Below are 17277 nucleotides of genomic sequence, written 5' to 3'. Positions count from 1 at the left end.
CTTTTTACATCGGCTTACAAATTGATCTGTGCTTAAGCAGGTAGCAACAGAACTTAGTGCAACGCAATGGGTCTATCTAACTGAGAACAGCGACTAGCTTATATATGCCATAGAGGGAATATTATGTTCAAAGGAATAACAAAACTGCTTAAGGATAATCGCTCCTTTTTTCTGTTTATCAGTTTAATGCTAGTGTTCAGGAGCGCAGTGGCCGATTGGAATACTGTGCCATCGGGTTCTATGCTGCCGACTATCGTCGAGGGTGATCGCATTCTTGTTAATAAGATGGCTTATGATCTTAGGGTGCCATTTACGCATATCGCATTAGTTAAACTGGCAGATCCTGTTCGCGGCGATATCGTGGTATTTGACTCGAAAAAGGCCGATAAAAAACTGATTAAGCGGGTAATAGCTGTGCCAGGCGATACTGTGATGATGCAGGATAATCGCTTGTATTTAAACGGCGAACTGCTTAGCTACACATCCCAAGCATTGAGTGCTTATGCTCCCGCTGATGTGACAGAAATGCAGGAAAATTTACTCGGTATGGTCCACAGTATTCACCTTAACCCTGTACCCTCAAGGCTTGCCAATTTTGGACCTGTCACAGTGCCGGATGCGCATTATTTAGCCCTGGGTGATAATCGTGATAACAGCGCAGACTCTCGGGTTATTGGCTTCGTGCCCCGTGATGAGATTGTTGGCCGTTCAAGTTCAGTCGTTTTCTCCCTTGATTATGATGATTATTACCTGCCTCGGCCTGAACGCTTAATGCGTGAATTCTAGTCTTAACTATTTTGAACCATGAAATAGGGCGCCAAAGTCGGCGCCCTATTTTTTAAGTGATTGAGTTATAAACAACTACTTCATAAAGCTCAGATAGCCCTGTAAGACAATTAAGTTAACTATGTCGATAAAGAAGGCACCGACAATAGGTACTACCATAAAGGCTTGGGGTGATGGCCCTGTGCGCGAGACGAGCGCGCCCATGTTCATTACCGCCGTTGGCGTAGCGCCCATACCAAAGCCGCAGTGGCCACCGGTGATCACCGCAGCATCGTAATTACTGCCCATGACTTTGAACGTCACGAAATAGGCAAAAATGGCCAACACTGCGGTTTGTACCAGTAAAATCACCAGTAGCGGGATCGCTAAATCAAAAATTTCCCATAACTTTAAAGTCATTAAGGCCATTGAGAGGAAGAGTGACAGTGCGACAGTCCCTATCACATCGATGCTTTCGGTATGGGGTTTGTAACCGCGGGTGAGTTCTGTGAGATTAGCGATGAGCACGCCAAGAAAAAGAGCATATACAAAGTCGGGCATCTTTAGCCATGCAATACCCGATTGGCTGATCCACAGCGTGAGCCATTTTGATCCTGCAACACACAACAACAGCACAAACAGAGTTTCTAATATGGTTTTGGCGGTGACTTGGTCTTCTTCTTAGTGATCATAAGTGACTAAATGCGGATGTTCACTGTGATGCTTGCGGCCAACCCCATAGCGAGAAACGAGATTATGTTTACCGATTAATCGCTGTGCGACGGGGCCACCGATGATCCCACCCATGATCAAACCAAAGGTTGCCGCGGCCATAGCAAACTCTAAGGTGTTGATACCGTAGCGCTCAGCAAAGGTTTGTGACCAAGCGACGCCGGTACCATGGCCGCCCGACAGGGTAATTGATCCTGCGATAAGTCCCATGATGGGATCGAGCCCCAATAGGCTGGCTAAACTGACGCCGACGGCATTTTGAATCACAATATACATTGAGGCCACACCTAAAAAGATGAAGACTTTTTTACCACCGCTGAGCAATAGCTTGTAGTTTGCCGAGAGGCCAATGGTGCTAAAAAACATCAGCATTAAGGTATTTTGCAGTGATAGGCTGAAGTCGAGACTGATATTTTGAAAGTGAAGAAATGTGACTCCCGCGGCGACAACAAGGCCACCCACTATGGGTTCGGGGATATTATATTGCCTGAAGACACGTACATGGCGATTGATAGAGTGGCCGATAAACAGCACGAAAATGGCAATTAAAAATGATTCTAGCTCGCCAATCATATAGGTCATGTGCATGAAAATTCCTTACAAACTGTCTAAGTGCGGGCGTTTCATTGGGCACAATGTCCAATGAGAAGTAACCCATCTTGTTATTAAGTACCTGCTAATGCTGGATGTTAAGCGCTTGATGTCGAGGACAGATCAGTGTCAATCCGATAAAAAATTTAAAGGATGAGTAGGCGCGAGTGTGTATCGTTTTATGGTCTACAGACCAAGAACAGCTGATTAAATAGCCTGTTCCTGAGCATAAATAACTGTCTATTTATGAGGTGTTGCTGAGTCTATCTGTGGTCAAGGCTGAGGCGGTTAATGCGTGCCTCCTATGACCGAATGGAGGCGAGTTTAGCAGAAAATGGACGGATTGTCGCTAAATCATAATATAAATCATGATGTTACATTCTTGTTTTTCTAGTGTTGCTAAAATAATGGCAAGATTGACGTTACAATATACCTGGTTGTTGAGCGGATTTGAGTACTAAGATGCCACCTGCATTAGCCACTGATTTTATCAGCATATTTAAGCTGAGTTTAGGCTCTAGCGTGCTAGCCTATTTGGCTAACACGTTTGTTAAGGCATTATCGAGATCACTGAATTGAAACTGAAAACCCGCTTCGAGGGCACGTTTGGGGTAAACAAATTGCCCTTCCGTCAGCAGCTCCGACATTTCGCCCATCGCTAAGCGTAATGCAAGCGGTGGGGTAGTGATTAACGCTGGGCGATTAAGTGCTTTTCCGAGCGCTTTGGTAAACACAGCGTTACTCACTGGATTGGGTGCAGTGGCATTAAATATGCCTTTACAGTGTTGTTGAGTGAGTAAAAAATCAATAAGGGAAATGAGATCCTGCACATGGATCCAGCTCATACCTTGGCGTCCATGGCCAATTGGGCCACCGAGTCCGAGTTTAAATGGCGGTAACATTTTCTCTAAGGCACCACCTTTACCTAGCACGATACCAATACGGATAATGCAGACGCGTGTGTGCTCTGAGGTTGCATTTAGCGCCTCTTGCTCCCATTTTCGACAGATATCATGGCTAAACTCAACATGGGCACCACTAGACTCATCGAGTAATTTATCATCGTGCCGCCCGTAATAACCGACTGCCGAACCACTCACCATGATCTGAGGAGGAGTGCTACTCTGTTGTATTAGCTGAGTTAATCTTGCCGTAATATCCCAGCGACTATCACAAATGCGTTGCTTCTGATTTTTACTCCAACGTTTAGCGACTATGGGTTCACCCGCAAGATTTACGATGGCATCAATGTGATTTAAGTCGCTTAGCTCATCGAGACTCTCGAGGTAATGGTGCTGATTGCCGAGCACTTTTTGTGTTTGTTGCACTGAGCGAGTTAATAACGTCAGTTGATGATATGGCGCCAGTCGTTCGACTAATTGGCGACCAATAAAGCCGCTTGCGCCGGTGATCAGTATATTCATGGAACCTCTCTTAATTGGTTAAGCTCTGCGGATATATACCAAAATGCGGTGTGCAACGATCACTTAGTCGGAGTATTTTTAGCCAGATTATTTTTGATAACATAACTCCATCGAGACTGAATCGGCAAAGCGTAGTGCATGGGGTTTGTCGATTTCGACACTGGCAAATTCAACCCAAGGATGCTCACTGGCGATGGCCAGCGTTTGGCTGGTGAGATTTTCGAGTAATGAGAAACGGTTATTCTCAATCAGTTCAATGATCTTTTTGGTGATAGTGCGGTAATTGAGCGCATCCTCGACATTGTCACTGTTACGGGCACGTTCGGCACAATAATGGATCACGACATTAATGATCACGTCTTGGCGATTTTGGATTTCATCTTCTTTAATGCCAATAAAAGTACGAAGTCTTAAGTTTTTAATGCGTATAATCGCGGTTTCTGGTTTCATAATGACAAATGGCTATCTTAAGCTAAAGTTGCTGAGGTTAAGTGGTTTCAAGGGTTAGCCTAACAATTTTATCTAAGATCAAGAAGGATTTTTAATAAATGACTCGACCTAATGCGCCCTCTGCTGCTTATCGTGGCTTTGCGGTTATGGCCTTTGTAGTGATTATTTTGGCAGGGATTAAGGCGGCGAGCCCGATTGTGGTGCCGTTTGTGCTGTCCAGTTTTCTTGCGGTGATTTGTAATCCTGCAATCGGTTTGATGACAAAGTTCCGTGTGCCTAAATGGCTGGCAGTGATCCTCTTGATGGGTTTTATTGTGTTGATGGGCCTATGGTTAGCCTCGGTCGTCGGCAGTTCTGTCAATGAGTTTTCTAAACAATTGCCCCAATATCGCGATCAGCTGGTGGAGCAGTTTTCGTGGATTATCCATAAATTACAGGCATTAAATATTCAGATTTCGAAGGATCAGGTATTAGCCTATTTTGACCCTGGCATGGCCTTGTCTATGACCACGAATATGCTATCGGGTGTCGGCAATGTGATGGCGAATTTATTTCTGATCATCCTCACTATCGTCTTTATGCTGTTTGAAGCTCAGTCGCTGCCAAAGAAATTGCACCTGGCATTGGACGATCCCGATATGCGCTTAAAGCAGATTGACCGCTTTTTACAATCTGTGAATCAGTACATGGTGATCAAGACCTTAGTGAGTTTGGCTACTGGGATCATCGTCGGTGTGGGGTTGACCTTCATCGGCGTGGATTACGCCATGTTATGGGCGGTGATTGCTTTCCTGTTTAATTACATTCCCAATATTGGTTCTATCATTGCCGCCATTCCAGCGGTGCTGTTGGCCTTTATTCAGCTTGGCCCTGCGGCTGCGGGGGGGACTGCACTTTTGTACGTGGGTGCCAACATGGTGATGGGCAATATCATTGAGCCTAAATTTATGGGGCGCGGTCTGGGGTTATCGACCTTAGTGGTGTTTTTATCATTAATTTTCTGGGGCTGGTTATTAGGTTCTGTGGGCATGTTGCTGTCAGTGCCATTGACTATGGTGGTTAAAATTGCCCTCGAATCGAGTAAGAGTGGTAATTGGTTAGCCATTTTATTATCGGACGATATCGAAGATAAGTTCTTGGCCAGTAACACGGAAAATGCAATTCCCAATGGCGATGAAGCCAATACAAGTGCAACTGAGAGTAAGTAGTAGAAGATGCAAAGTTTTATACAAGCGCTAGCGACAATTGAGTTAGGTGATGATGCGGTGCGGTTATTCCACGGCCGCGGTGGGCATTACGTGGGTTGTGAGCACCTATGTTTAGATTGGTTTGCACCCGTACTATTGCTGACCAGCTTTACTCCCTTGGAGGATACGGATTTAACCCTCTGCCAACAGGCGATTGCAGCGCGCTGGCAAGCTATTCGGCCAGATAGCCAATTGAATTTAGTCTACCAATACCGTAGTGCGGGGGAGACGTTTACCCAATTATTGCAAGGTGAAGTGCCTGAGCCGCATATCGTTAGCGAAAATGGTGCACGGTTTCAGGTGCACCTAATGCGCGGACAAAACCACGGACTCTTCCTCGATATGGCTAATGGTCGTGAGTGGGTTAGAGCAAACGCCCGTTATAAAAAGGTGCTTAATTTGTTCGCTTATACCTGTGGTTTCTCGGTCGCGGCATTACAAGGGGGCGCCGATGAAGTTGTGAATATGGACATGAGCAAAGGCGCATTAGGCATAGGTAAGCAGAACCATTTGCTGAATGGCTTTAGCGCGGGAGCCCGTTTTTTAGGCCATGATATTTTTAAATCTTGGGGCAAACTGAAAAAGCTCGGTCCCTACGACATTGTTGTTGCCGATCCACCGAGCAATCAGAAGGGCAGTTTTGTTGCGACTAAGGATTATGTGCGTTTAATTAGGCGTTTACCTGAGTTGCTTGCCGAGAATGGCGAAGTATTACTGTGTCTAAATGCACCTGAACTCGATACCGCTTTCCTGCGTCAACAGGTAGCGGAAGCTGCACCTGCACTCGAATACATAGAGCGCTTAGCCAATCCGCTAGCCTTTATGGATGTGTCGGAAGAGAAGTCACTTAAGGTGCTTCGCTACCGCTTATCGACTCAAGCCTAGGCCTGATTTAGCTTAACTGGCCAGTATTAACTGGCCTTTTTTGTCGGCTTAGGTTGAGTGTTTAGCTTTCTACACTGTCGCTTATTACACAGCACTTATTCTTCAGTAGCTTAATCGCTCAGATAGCTGCGATCGCCCATAGGTTTTAATTACTTTACTGACTTGATGTTGGTCTAAGTGTTTTAGGGTGGACATTTCACCATAAAGCCTGCCCTGAACATCTAATGGCATTCCCTAGATTCATTTTATGTAAGCGATTTCTGTTAATCGCTTTTGTGTATAAAGCGAATGATGAAATGGCGTCAGCATGGCCTGAATATCCTCGTAGAAAGTGAAAGTCTTTCATGTCGAATCACTGATTGTGAGCTATTTAAATGATAACCAGCCTTAAATGCCATGCTTGGTGATACAAAACTGAAAGTTTTCTGTAATTATGGCTTTTGCTTTGTTATACTCCCGCCCACGGAATGTATCCCTTTCCTCATAGGCAAAATGTCAGCATAGAATGGCAAGCCTCTGCGACCTTACCCAATCAAGCAGGAGTTGTTATGGAAGTTCATGAATACGAAAATGCTTATTATCAAGTGAAAGACGATGTACTAACGTCTTTACCTGCTGAAAGCGAAGAAGAAGTGATCCAAGCTTAATCGATAGCGATTAAACTGACGGTACTTATGAGTCGAAAATAACAGAACAAGCACAAAAAAATAGCAACCCTAAGGTTGCTATTTTTTTGGCTGAAAGTAAGCAGAATGATTGTATGACAAGGTATGCGCGGTGAAAGCAGGCAAGAAAGGGGGTTAACCGTTAACTTTGCGCTTTTCAGGCAGAAGTTCGACGATAATCCATTGGCTCCCAATTTTGTGTAGGCGTATGGTCCTGTCATCAATCCATGGTTGACCACCTTTAAGACCTTTCATTTTGACCACAACAATGACGTCTTTGGTAAATTTGCGGAAGAAGTCGATATCGATATCATCAATTTCCATTTCAACATTGGTCATAGATAGGCCGAGCATATTACGCTGTACGGCTGCGGCAATGTGGTAATGGGTGAGCACTTGTTTAATGGGATCGTCGACGTATTGCTTGGCTTGTTCAACATTACGATCAACATAAATCGCTTGAAAAAAGCCTAAGCTCACTTCTTCCGGTGATAACTGGCGCTGCTCTTGCGTTGAGGGATCGCCACAACCGAAGAGGAACAGGAGGGAGAAAAAAAATAGAGTTCGCATAAGTTTTAGTTATTGGAATTTGTTCCGAGTATCGCGATTTTAGCTGTAATGTACAAGTCTTGTCGTGATTCGCTGTCTATTGTGAAAAGCATTGACTCAAACCTCATGTGTGTGGCATATAGTTAGGAGTCATATAAAAAGGTTATCCACAGAAACTGTGGAAAACTATGTTGAAGACTTCAGTGATACTTTGTAAGTCACTGATATTGTCTTGCTTTATTTGCTGGTTAAAAAGTGACGCTTTTCTGCTTTCCATTATGTTCCACTTCTACTTGTGGATATTTTTCGCAATTTGCCGAGCTTATTCACACTGCATAATTTGATATTTCTCGTTTTTTCTTCATCTTTTGCAATTTCGACTTATCCATTAAGCGATTCTTGCGATCAACGGTATGGTTTACGCTAAATTTGAGCATAAAAAAAGCACCGATAATAACCAGTGCTTTTTTGTGCGTAACGCTATGCAGATTTAATGCTGTTAGCCTTTAGCTGCGTCGTTCTGTGCGGCTTGAATTGCCGTTAGTGCGATAGTGTAGACGATGTCATCGACTAACGCGCCGCGAGACAAGTCGTTCACAGGTTTGCGCATACCTTGCAGCATAGGACCAATACTGATCAGATCGGCGCTTCGCTGTACGGCCTTGTAAGTCGTGTTGCCTGTATTAAGGTCTGGGAACACGAAAACAGTAGCTTGACCAGCGACAGGGCTATTAGGTGCCTTAGAGCGTGCAACGTTTGGCATAACCGCCGCATCGTATTGCAATGGACCATCAATAATCAGATCTGGGCGTTTTTCTTTGGCAATACGGGTTGCTTCACGCACTTTATCCACATCTGAACCTGTACCTGAGTTGCCAGTTGAGTAGCTGATCATTGCCACTCTTGGCTCGATACCGAAGGCTTTTGCTGATTCTGCCGATTGGATGGCGATATCAGCTAACTGCTCAGCATTAGGATCTGGGTTAATCGCACAATCACCGTAAACAAGCACTTGATCCGGCATCAGCATAAAGAAGATGGATGAAACTAAGCTTGAGCCCGGTGCCGTTTTGATCAATTGCAGTGGTGGGCGAATGGTATTGGCTGTGGTGTTAACCGCGCCAGAAACGATACCGTCGACTTCGTTTTGCGCCAACATCATAGTGCCGAGCACCATGTTGTCTTCTAACTGTTCACGGGCAACGACTTCAGTTAAGCCTTTGCTGCGACGCAGTTCCAACATAGGTTCTACGTAACGGTCGCGCACCTCTTCTGGATCGATAATGATCACGCCTTCGCCAAGCACCACATCTTGCTGTGCGGCGATACGCAGGATTTCATCTTTTTTGCCTAAAAGTACACAGCGAGCAATACCGCGTTCGGCACAAATGGCCGCCGCTTTAATGGTACGCGGCTCATCACCTTCTGGCAGCACCACAGTCTTGTGGGCGGCACGCGCCAATTCCGTGAGTTTGTAACGGAAAGCCGGTGGTGACAGGCGATGCTCACGGGGTGAGTTTTTAGTCACGCTTTCAATCCACGTTTGATCGATGTGGCTGGCCACATAATCCTGCACCAGATCGATACGAACCGCGTCATCGACGGGTACTTCATGGTCGAAACGTTGAATGTTGAGCGAGGTTTGCCAAGTGTTACTGTCGATCAAGAATACAGGTAAACCAGTTTCAAAGGCCTGTTCACACAGCTTAAGAATTTCTGGCTCCGGCTCGTAGCTACCAGTTAATAACAGGGCACCAATTTTGACGCCGTTCATGGCCGCAAGACAGGCTGATACGATCACATCTGAGCGATCGCCTGAGGTTACAAGCAAGGAGTCAGTCTTAATATGAGTGACCATGTTCGGGATACTGCGGGCACAAAACGTTACTTTACGCAGGCGGCGGGTATGCATTTCACCAGCATTCAGAATGCGTGCACTTAAATGTTTCGCTAAATCCGACGCACGAGGAGCGACAAGATCAAGATTGTAGGGCACGCTGCCTAAAATACGCAGTGGGCTCTTACCCGGCAGTTGGAACATGCTGGCTGCATCTGAGCGTTGAACACCTTGGTGATCAAAGACTTCAGATAAGTCAGGGCGCGCGCGACCTTCGTCGTCAACGGGGGCACCAATCTTGTTGATCACAGCACCAATCAGGCGTTTGTTCTTTTTTCCGCCCCAAGAGTTATAGGCGATTTCGAGGCGATTCATTAGCCCTGTAGCCGTATCACTGCCTGGTGTGGCAATAAAAATTACGTCGGCATCCATGGCTTTAGCGATGGCATAGTTCACATCATCGGCGAAGGGATGATTACGCGTTGGCACTAAACCTTCGACAATTAAGGTCTCTGTGTTGCTAGCGCAATCGGCCGCACGGGCGATGATTTGCTCCATTAAGACGTCGATTTGGTCGGCGCGAATTAAGGCTTCGGCATGGGTCATGTCGAAGGGCTCTAAGGGATTTACTGTTGGCGATTTGCTCAGAATAGTGGTTGAGCGTTCTGGGCCATTATCGTTTGGACGAAGCTGAGAAATAGGCTTAAAGAACTGAACCTTAACCCCGTGGCGCTCCAGTGCGCGCACCATCCCAAGGCTTAAGGAGGTCAGGCCGACTCCGGTACCTATGGGGATTAACATAATATTACGAGACATAAAAACCTCTAGTTTCGATGGTTTTTGGCAGAATAGTTTCTGCAAATTTGCTTGTGAGTACGGCTACGTAAGGTATAAAGCCGTTTGGGTGAGCAAACGGCTTCGGCCTTTTTATTTGTTGATAAGTTTAATGGAATCTTCGGCGATAACCCATTCTTCGTTCGTTGGTATCACCATGGCAATCGTGCCTTTATCTTGGGTGATGATACCTTTCTTACCGAAACGCGCCGCTTTGTTGCGCTCACTATCGACATGGAAATTGAATATTTCCAGCATGTTGAGCACTTTTTCACGGATTAAATCTGAGTTTTCACCAATACCACCGGTGAAGACGACTGCATCTAAACGGCCCAGTGGCACAGTGTAAGAGGCGATGTACTTGGCTAAGCGGTAGCAGAAGATTTCTAAGGCTAAGGTCGCGCCTTTATGGCCCTCGGCGTAACCTTCCTCAATGCCACGGCAATCGTTGGTCAGCTCGGAAATACCCAGCAGACCACTTTGCTTGTTCATCAGGTTATTCACTTCTTCTAAGGTGTAACCCAGTTGATGGACTAAGTGATAGATGATTGAAGGGTCAATATCGCCACAACGTGTGCCCATCACTAAACCTTCTAATGGGGTTAAGCCCATAGAAGTGTCGACACTTTTGCCGCCTTTGATGGCAGTGACTGATGCACCGTTGCCTAAGTGAGCACAGATAACATTCGTTTCTTCAATTGGCTTGTTGAGCATTTTTGCCGCTTCACGGCTAACAAATAAATGACTCGTGCCATGCATGCCATAACGGCGGATACCGTGTTCACGGTATAACTTGTAAGGCAGGGCGTAGACATAAGCTCTGTCTGGCATGCTTTGGTGGAAAGCGGTATCAAATACAGCAACCTGTGGCAATTTAGGGAAAGAGGCCATTGCCGCGCGGATGCCGATAAGGTGAGCAGGATTGTGCAGTGGGGCTAATGAAGCACAGTCTTCGATACCTTTGATCACGCTCTCATCGATGATCACTGAGCGAGTGAATTTCTCACCACCGTGAACGATACGATGGCCAACGGCTTGAATTTTTGCTGCTAATTCAGGTTGTTCCGCAAGAATTTTATTAACAATGTATTCAACTGCTTCACGGTGAGCCGTAAATGCACCTAAGGCTGCTTCATGTTTTTCGCCGTTGATTTTCCATTTAATGCGAGAGTCTTCTAAACCAAAACATTCGGCTAAGCCAGAAATTTGGTCGTCACCTGTTTGCGCGTCAATGACGGCAAATTTGAGAGAAGAGCTACCGCAATTGAGAACTAAAACCAGTTTATTTGACATGTGTAAACCCTTTGCCATTGTGTTTAATATAACGATTCAAAATAATGAGGAACTGCGGTGTTTTTACCATATCAGTCTTGGGGCGATTCGCCAGATTGTGCTATGGTAAGAGCAGTATTCCATTGTAGTTGGTGTCTAAGATTGAGCATTAAGATCCTCAAAACCTTAGGTGATGGTCATCAGTATATGAAGACTTGGCCTATGGTTAGACAACTGGGTTTTTATTTTCCTGAGTATCGGGTCGTCCGAGCAACTCAGCTCGCCATACTGGTGATGCCAGTGCTGGCGATTTTTGTGAGCATGAGCCAGCTGTATATTCACGGTTGGGCATTTCTGCCCCAAGCTGTCACTCTCGGTTTATTTTTCATCAGCTTACCGTTACAGGGGCTGCTGTGGTTAGGCTGGCGAGCTCGCCATCCATTACCGTTAACGCTGTTCGACTGGATTAACCAGTTGAGTGCGAAGTTGTCATCCATGGGTATCAATTGCCACACTTTAGGCGCTAAGGCCTGTTACCTCGATATGGCACTGATTTTAAAAATAGCCTTTGAGCGTTTAGATGCCAGTTATTGGGAAGAACTTTAGGCCGTTGCCGCGGTTATCCGTTTTGGCTTTTCTATTACTGTGGATTAATAAATCGCGTTAATCCCTTGTTGGACAAATACCGCTTTGATCTTTTCCATGGTTTCTCGACTCGGGGGGGATATCCCATCGAGTTGATAGCTTTCGCCCATGGCTTCCCACTTATGTTTACCTAATTCGTGATAGGGTAGTAACTCTACCTTTTCAATGTTTTTCATGGGCTTGATAAACTCGGCCAGTTGTAATGCCGATGCTTCATCGTCGGTAAATCCGCCCACTACGACATAACGTATCCATGTCGCTTGATTACGCTCTGCTAAATACTGCGCAAACTGTAATGTTCTATGGTTGCTGACTTTAGTTAACTCAATATGTTTTTCATCGTCCATGTGCTTGATGTCGAGCAGGACCAAGTCAGTATGGTCGAGCAACTCATCAATCACTGGCGTGTACTTACGTACAAAACCATTGGTATCTAAACAGGTATGAATACCTTCTTGCTGACAGGCTGTGAATAATTCGGCGACAAATTCGGCCTGTAAAATGGCTTCACCACCACTGGCCGTAACACCACCATTGCTGGCATCGAGAAAAGGCCGATAGCTGATGATTTGACTCATTAACTCATCGACCAGAACTTCTTTTCCGCCATCAAGATCCCAAGTGTCACGGTTGTGGCAATATTGGCAGCGCATTAAACAGCCCTGCATAAAGGTGATAAACCGTATGCCGGGACCATCTACTGTGCCAAAGGATTCCACCGAGTGGATCCGACCGATAACTGCCATTGTGACTCCTGTTAAAATAAGTGAGGCTGTAGCACAGTGTACTACAGCCTTGACTAATTTAGCTTACAGACCTTTTGTGAATGTACGCGTGATCACATCTTGTTGTTGTTCTGGCGTCAGTGAGTTGAAGCGCACTGCATAGCCAGAAACACGGATGGTCAGCTGTGGATACTTGTCTGGATGCTTAACGGCATCTTCGAGCATCTCGCGGTTCATCACGTTGACGTTCAAGTGTTGGCCACCTTCTTTTTTGTCATTGTGGTCGAAGTATCCGTCCATCAATGCCGCTAAGTTGGTACGGCGAGCATCATCATCTTTACCCAGCGCATTTGGCACGATTGAGAAGGTATAAGAAATACCGTCTTGAGCGTGGGCAAATGGGAGTTTTGCCACTGAGGTTAAAGAAGCGATTGCACCTTTTTCATCACGGCCATGCATAGGGTTTGCACCCGGTGCAAATGGCGCACCTGAACGACGACCATCGGGTGTGTTACCGGTTTTCTTACCATAAACCACGTTTGAGGTGATGGTCAGAATTGACTGCGTTGGGATCGCATTGCGATACATTTTACGGTCACGAATTTTCGCCATAAAACGTTCAACTAAGTCACAGGCGATATCATCTACACGTGGGTCGTTGTTACCAAATTTTGGATAGTCACCGCTGATATCGAAATCAACGGCTATGCCGTTTTCATCACGCACTGGTTTTACTGTGGCGTATTTGATGGCAGACAGTGAGTCGGCTGCGATAGATAAACCCGCAATACCACAAGCCATAGTGCGACGTACGTCTCTGTCGTGCAGCGCCATAAGCGCGGCTTCGTAAGAGTACTTATCGTGCATGTAGTGGATTGAGTTCAGTGCAGTGACATATTGAGTCGCTAACCAATCCATTAAACCGTCTAAGCGATTCATCACATCATCAAAGTGGAGCACTTCGTCTGTGATCATGTCTGCTTTAGGGGCAATTTGGATTTTCAGTTTTTCGTCTACGCCGCCGTTAATCGCATACAGCATGGTTTTCGCTAAGTTAGCGCGAGCACCGAAGAACTGCATGTGTTTACCCACAACCATAGGGCTCACACAACAGGCGATTGCATAGTCGTCTGATTGGAAATCTGGACGCATTAAGTCATCGTTTTCGTATTGGATTGAGCTAGTGTCGATAGACACTTTGGCGCAATATTTTTTGAAACCGATTGGCAGTTTATCTGACCATAATACCGTGATGTTTGGCTCTGGACTTGGACCCATAGTGTAAAGGGTGTTCAAGAAACGGAAGCTTGATTTCGTCACTAACGTACGGCCATCTAAGCCCATACCGCCGATTGACTCCGTCGCCCAAATTGGGTCGCCTGAGAACAATTCGTCGTATTCAGGGGTACGTAGGAAACGCACCATACGCAATTTCATCACGAAATGGTCAACCATTTCCTGAGCTTGTTGCTCAGTTAAGGTGCCATTTTTCAGATCTCGTTCAATATAGATGTCGAGGAATGAAGAGGTACGACCTAATGACATGGCAGCGCCGTTTTGGCTCTTCACTGCAGCTAAATAGCCGAAGTAAGTCCATTGGACCGCTTCTTGTGCATTGGTCGCTGGACGAGAAATATCGAAGCCATACTTGGCAGCCATTTTCTTCATTTGGCCTAATGCACGGTGTTGCTCGGCAATTTCTTCACGTAATTGGATAACGTTAGATAACTCTTCACCCGCTTCGAACTGCGCTTGCAGTGAGCTAAATTGGGCAAACTTATCTTTCATCAGGTAATCGATACCGTAAAGTGCCACACGGCGATAGTCACCAATGATACGGCCACGGCCATAAGCATCGGGTAAGCCCGTTAAAATACCTGATTTACGACAGGCCATAATTTCGGGGGTGTAAACATCGAACACACCTTGGTTATGGGTTTTGCGCAGTTCTGAATAAACGTATTTAACATCTTCATCCAGTACACGATCGTAGGCGGCGCATGAGCTTTCCACCATACGAATACCACCGTTAGGCAACATAGCGCGTTTTAGCGGCGCGTCTGTTTGTAAGCCAACGATAGTTTCTAATTCTTTGTTGATATAGCCAGCGTCGTGGGAAGTGATGGTTGAAACCATCTTAGTGTCGAAATCAACAGGCGCGTGGGTACGGTTTTCCTGTTTGATGCCTTCCATGACTTTATCCCACAATTTTGTGGTCGCTTCGGTGGCACCGGCGAGGAAGGACTCGTCGCCTTCAAAAGGCGCGTAGTTTTGTTGGATAAAGTCACGTACATTGACTTCAGATTTCCAATCGCCAGGAGTAAAGCCTTCCCATGCGTTGGCAAACAGTTCAGTTTTGTCGGTCATCGTACTAATACCTTCTGGTTGAGATAAAAGGTTATTGGCGATCAGCGTTAAGCGTTAAGCAATGCTGAGTATAAGCCAATAGCTAATTCCTGAAATAAAGCTCCCTTCATGATGACGCCCTATGATGGGAACTGGATTTTGAAGCGCTCGTCACTCCAAAAGTCTGTCTATTGATACCCGATAAGATGACAAATATTCGCTTACTTTGATTATCGGCTACTGATAAATCTTTATAATTGGTAAGACCAATTGTCCATGAGCATATTAACATAGGTCTGTCGCTATCGCATCTTAAACGGCTTGGTTTATGCTCTGTTAATCCCAAATTTGCTAGCTAGGTAGCATTTTTTTACCACAATAGGGAATACGGCACGCTTTTTAACTTGGTGTGACATCTGAACCCCATTATCTCTTAAATCAGCCTGCCTATATTGTTACCATTTACTGTCCACCTTTAGCGAGGATAAATCTATCCTCGTATAGGCTGATTTTGATTGGTGGGAGTCACGGCTCGATAATGGGAGCTGTCACAGTAGGCGCAGTGGTTATGATATTAAAAATAAGTTTGATGTTAGCTATTTGTATTAATTTATTTTTCTTTGCTAACTTAGTGTCGATTTAGGATACGGCATGTCATAACGCCATCAAATAAAGCATGCAATGCTTAAATCATTCAGGAAGGGTTAAAGAGTGGCTAAATACAGTAGTTGGCTATGATGCAGGCAACTTGTTACTTGCTGTTGGACTAAACTGTAAATGCTAAAGTATGGGTTCAATTTAATGAATACTGAGATACACGCGTCAAGCTATTGGTCATTTAATGTGTCATTGCTGAGGTTAACTTGAATCTATAGCGCATTAATTTAAGCGTTAGTTCGCTAAATATGAGATGGAAACGTGCAGAATATGCATCGTATACCATCTTAATTAAGCCACATTCACGCGATGAAAATTGTGTCACCATGGTAAGACCAATTAACCTTTTGTGTTTTTGGCTTCAAAGTTTTCACATTTTGGGTGTGAATAGCATCACGCTTTAGCAATATCTGCTTCACAGCATAAGCGCGTTGTATGATACAAAGCGAGACTTTAGTGAATCATCATTTAAGCAAATCATTATCTCGGTTTTGATTCGTATTATCTGCGCAATGGCGCTGCTGGAGATACCTATGCTACGCGTTCAAGTTTGTTTATCTGAAGTTGGAGTTATGCAATGAAAAGCCCAAATCCATCGTCATCAGTTCCAACTGTGACAAACAGCGCACATGAAGCGCCACAGGTTTCAGCTCATTTTAGTTGTTACAATCAGGCTGAAATTTACGGGACAAGCAAAGTGGTTAAAGCACCTTGGCAGTCCTTTGGCTTAGCCGTGTTTGCTGGCGCATTTATCGCTTTAGCCTTTGTTTTTTATTTAACCGTAACCACTGGCGCAGGCGATGCGTCTTGGGGTTTAGTTCGTTTCGTTGGCGGAATAGCCTTTAGTTTAGGTTTAATTTTAGTGGTTGTTTGCGGTGGAGAACTGTTCACCAGTTCTGTGCTCAGTACCGTCGCCTGGGCACAAAAACAGGTCACTGGCGCTGAATTACTCAAATGTTGGTGCCGCGTGTATGCCGGCAATTTTGTCGGAGCCATGTTGATGGTTTGCTTGATCACTGCCGCAGGTATGTATGAGCTCGATGGTGGTAATTGGGGATTAAATGCACTTAAAGTGGCACAGCACAAACTGCACCATACTTGGGTCCAAGCTTTTAGTTTAGGCATTTTATGTAACATGTTGGTGTGTTTAGGTGTGTGGATGACCTTTGCCAGCCGTGATGTGCTGACGAAATCGTTACTGTTAATTTTACCTGTGGCTATGTTCGTCAGTAGTGGCTTTGAACACAGTATCGCTAACCTGTTTATGGTGCCTATGGGCATGATGATCCAATCAATCGCCAGCCCAGAGTTCTTCGTGTCTTTAGGGGTTACTCAAGCACAATTTGCCGATTTAACCGTGGCAAACTTTATATTCAATAATTTAATACCTGTAACCTTAGGCAATATTGTCGGTGGCGGTGTGATTGTTGGTTTAGGTTATTGGTGGATAGAGCAGGGTAAAGTCACCTTGGCTGAATCACACAAAGCTCATCATGAACACTTTTCTGCACCACATTCACATACTGAAAAAACTCAGCATCAGAGTGAGATTAAGCTGACTAAACATTCTTAAAACGTCTTTAATTATCAGTCTGAAGTGAAAGTGCCCAGCAGGTAGCTGGGCACTTTTTTATGTCGGTTTACTATGATATG

General features: G+C 45.2%; 12 protein-coding genes and 1 pseudogene. 5 read left to right on the top strand and 8 right to left on the bottom strand.

Annotated elements, in window-relative coordinates:
• Positions 1–123: 123 nt before the first annotated feature.
• A complete protein-coding gene (gene lepB / locus L5M37_RS11235) occupies positions 124–786 on the top strand; it encodes a signal peptidase I (protein WP_263200511.1) in 663 nt (220 codons plus the stop codon).
• Between the two features lie 75 nt (positions 787–861).
• Here the strand turns inward: lepB and gltS are convergent.
• The 3 genes and pseudogenes from gltS to folX all read right to left on the bottom strand — a co-directional run bounded on the left by gltS (position 862) and on the right by folX (position 3962).
• Positions 862–2085, bottom strand: a pseudogene (gltS, locus tag L5M37_RS11230) (sodium/glutamate symporter).
• Positions 2086–2618: 533 nt separating this feature from the next.
• Positions 2619–3512, bottom strand: coding sequence for a TIGR01777 family oxidoreductase (locus tag L5M37_RS11225; RefSeq protein WP_263200510.1), 894 nt, complete (start codon positions 3510–3512; stop codon positions 2619–2621).
• Positions 3513–3599: 87 nt separating this feature from the next.
• Positions 3600–3962 carry a dihydroneopterin triphosphate 2'-epimerase gene (gene folX / locus L5M37_RS11220; protein ID WP_006082167.1) on the bottom strand — a complete coding sequence of 121 codons (363 nt, stop codon included), beginning with the start codon at positions 3960–3962 and terminating at the stop codon, positions 3600–3602.
• Positions 3963–4060: 98 nt separating this feature from the next.
• On the opposite strand from folX, the gene L5M37_RS11215 reads away from it, so the two are divergent.
• Positions 4061–5170, top strand: a complete 1110-nt coding sequence (locus L5M37_RS11215; protein WP_219234382.1) for an AI-2E family transporter — start codon at positions 4061–4063, stop codon at positions 5168–5170.
• Positions 5171–5176: 6 nt separating this feature from the next.
• Complete coding sequence (locus L5M37_RS11210; RefSeq protein ID WP_131523541.1) at positions 5177–6094, top strand: class I SAM-dependent methyltransferase; 918 nt, start codon at positions 5177–5179, stop codon at positions 6092–6094.
• An 800-nt stretch (positions 6095–6894) separates the two neighbouring features.
• Here L5M37_RS11210 and L5M37_RS11205 read toward each other — a convergent pair.
• The 3 genes from L5M37_RS11205 to ackA all read right to left on the bottom strand — a co-directional run bounded on the left by L5M37_RS11205 (position 6895) and on the right by ackA (position 11272).
• The gene (locus L5M37_RS11205) at positions 6895–7329 is read right to left on the bottom strand and encodes a hypothetical protein (protein WP_028760977.1); all 435 of its coding nucleotides are present in this window, start codon (positions 7327–7329) and stop codon (positions 6895–6897) included.
• A gap of 478 nt (positions 7330–7807) precedes the next feature.
• Positions 7808–9961 (bottom strand): phosphate acetyltransferase, encoded by a 2154-nt coding sequence (gene pta / locus L5M37_RS11200; protein WP_263183528.1) that lies wholly within the window; start codon positions 9959–9961, stop codon positions 7808–7810.
• A gap of 111 nt (positions 9962–10072) precedes the next feature.
• Positions 10073–11272, bottom strand: coding sequence for an acetate kinase (gene ackA, locus L5M37_RS11195; RefSeq protein WP_105252134.1), 1200 nt, complete (start codon positions 11270–11272; stop codon positions 10073–10075).
• Positions 11273–11413: 141 nt separating this feature from the next.
• Here ackA and yfbV point away from each other — a divergent pair, with 141 nt between their 5' ends.
• A complete protein-coding gene (gene yfbV / locus L5M37_RS11190) occupies positions 11414–11857 on the top strand; it encodes a terminus macrodomain insulation protein YfbV (protein WP_081729091.1) in 444 nt (147 codons plus the stop codon).
• Between the two features lie 44 nt (positions 11858–11901).
• Here yfbV and pflA read toward each other — a convergent pair whose 3' ends face one another.
• Together pflA and pflB are read right to left on the bottom strand one after the other, a co-directional pair.
• Positions 11902–12642, bottom strand: a complete 741-nt coding sequence (gene pflA, locus L5M37_RS11185; RefSeq protein WP_105252135.1) for a pyruvate formate lyase 1-activating protein — start codon at positions 12640–12642, stop codon at positions 11902–11904.
• 63 nt (positions 12643–12705) lie between these two features.
• Entirely contained in the window at positions 12706–14988 is a 2283-nt protein-coding gene (gene pflB / locus L5M37_RS11180) for a formate C-acetyltransferase (protein ID WP_263200507.1), read from the bottom strand.
• A 1213-nt stretch (positions 14989–16201) separates the two neighbouring features.
• Here pflB and focA point away from each other — a divergent pair.
• The gene (gene focA / locus L5M37_RS11175; RefSeq protein WP_263163338.1) at positions 16202–17197 is read left to right on the top strand and encodes a formate transporter FocA; all 996 of its coding nucleotides are present in this window, start codon (positions 16202–16204) and stop codon (positions 17195–17197) included.
• Positions 17198–17277 lie beyond the last annotated feature (80 nt).

Origin of the sequence: Shewanella sp. SM69 (genome assembly GCF_025653985.1) — a bacterium.
GTDB lineage: Bacteria > Pseudomonadota > Gammaproteobacteria > Enterobacterales > Shewanellaceae > Shewanella > Shewanella oncorhynchi.
This window is presented reverse-complemented; position numbering and strand designations above follow the sequence as displayed.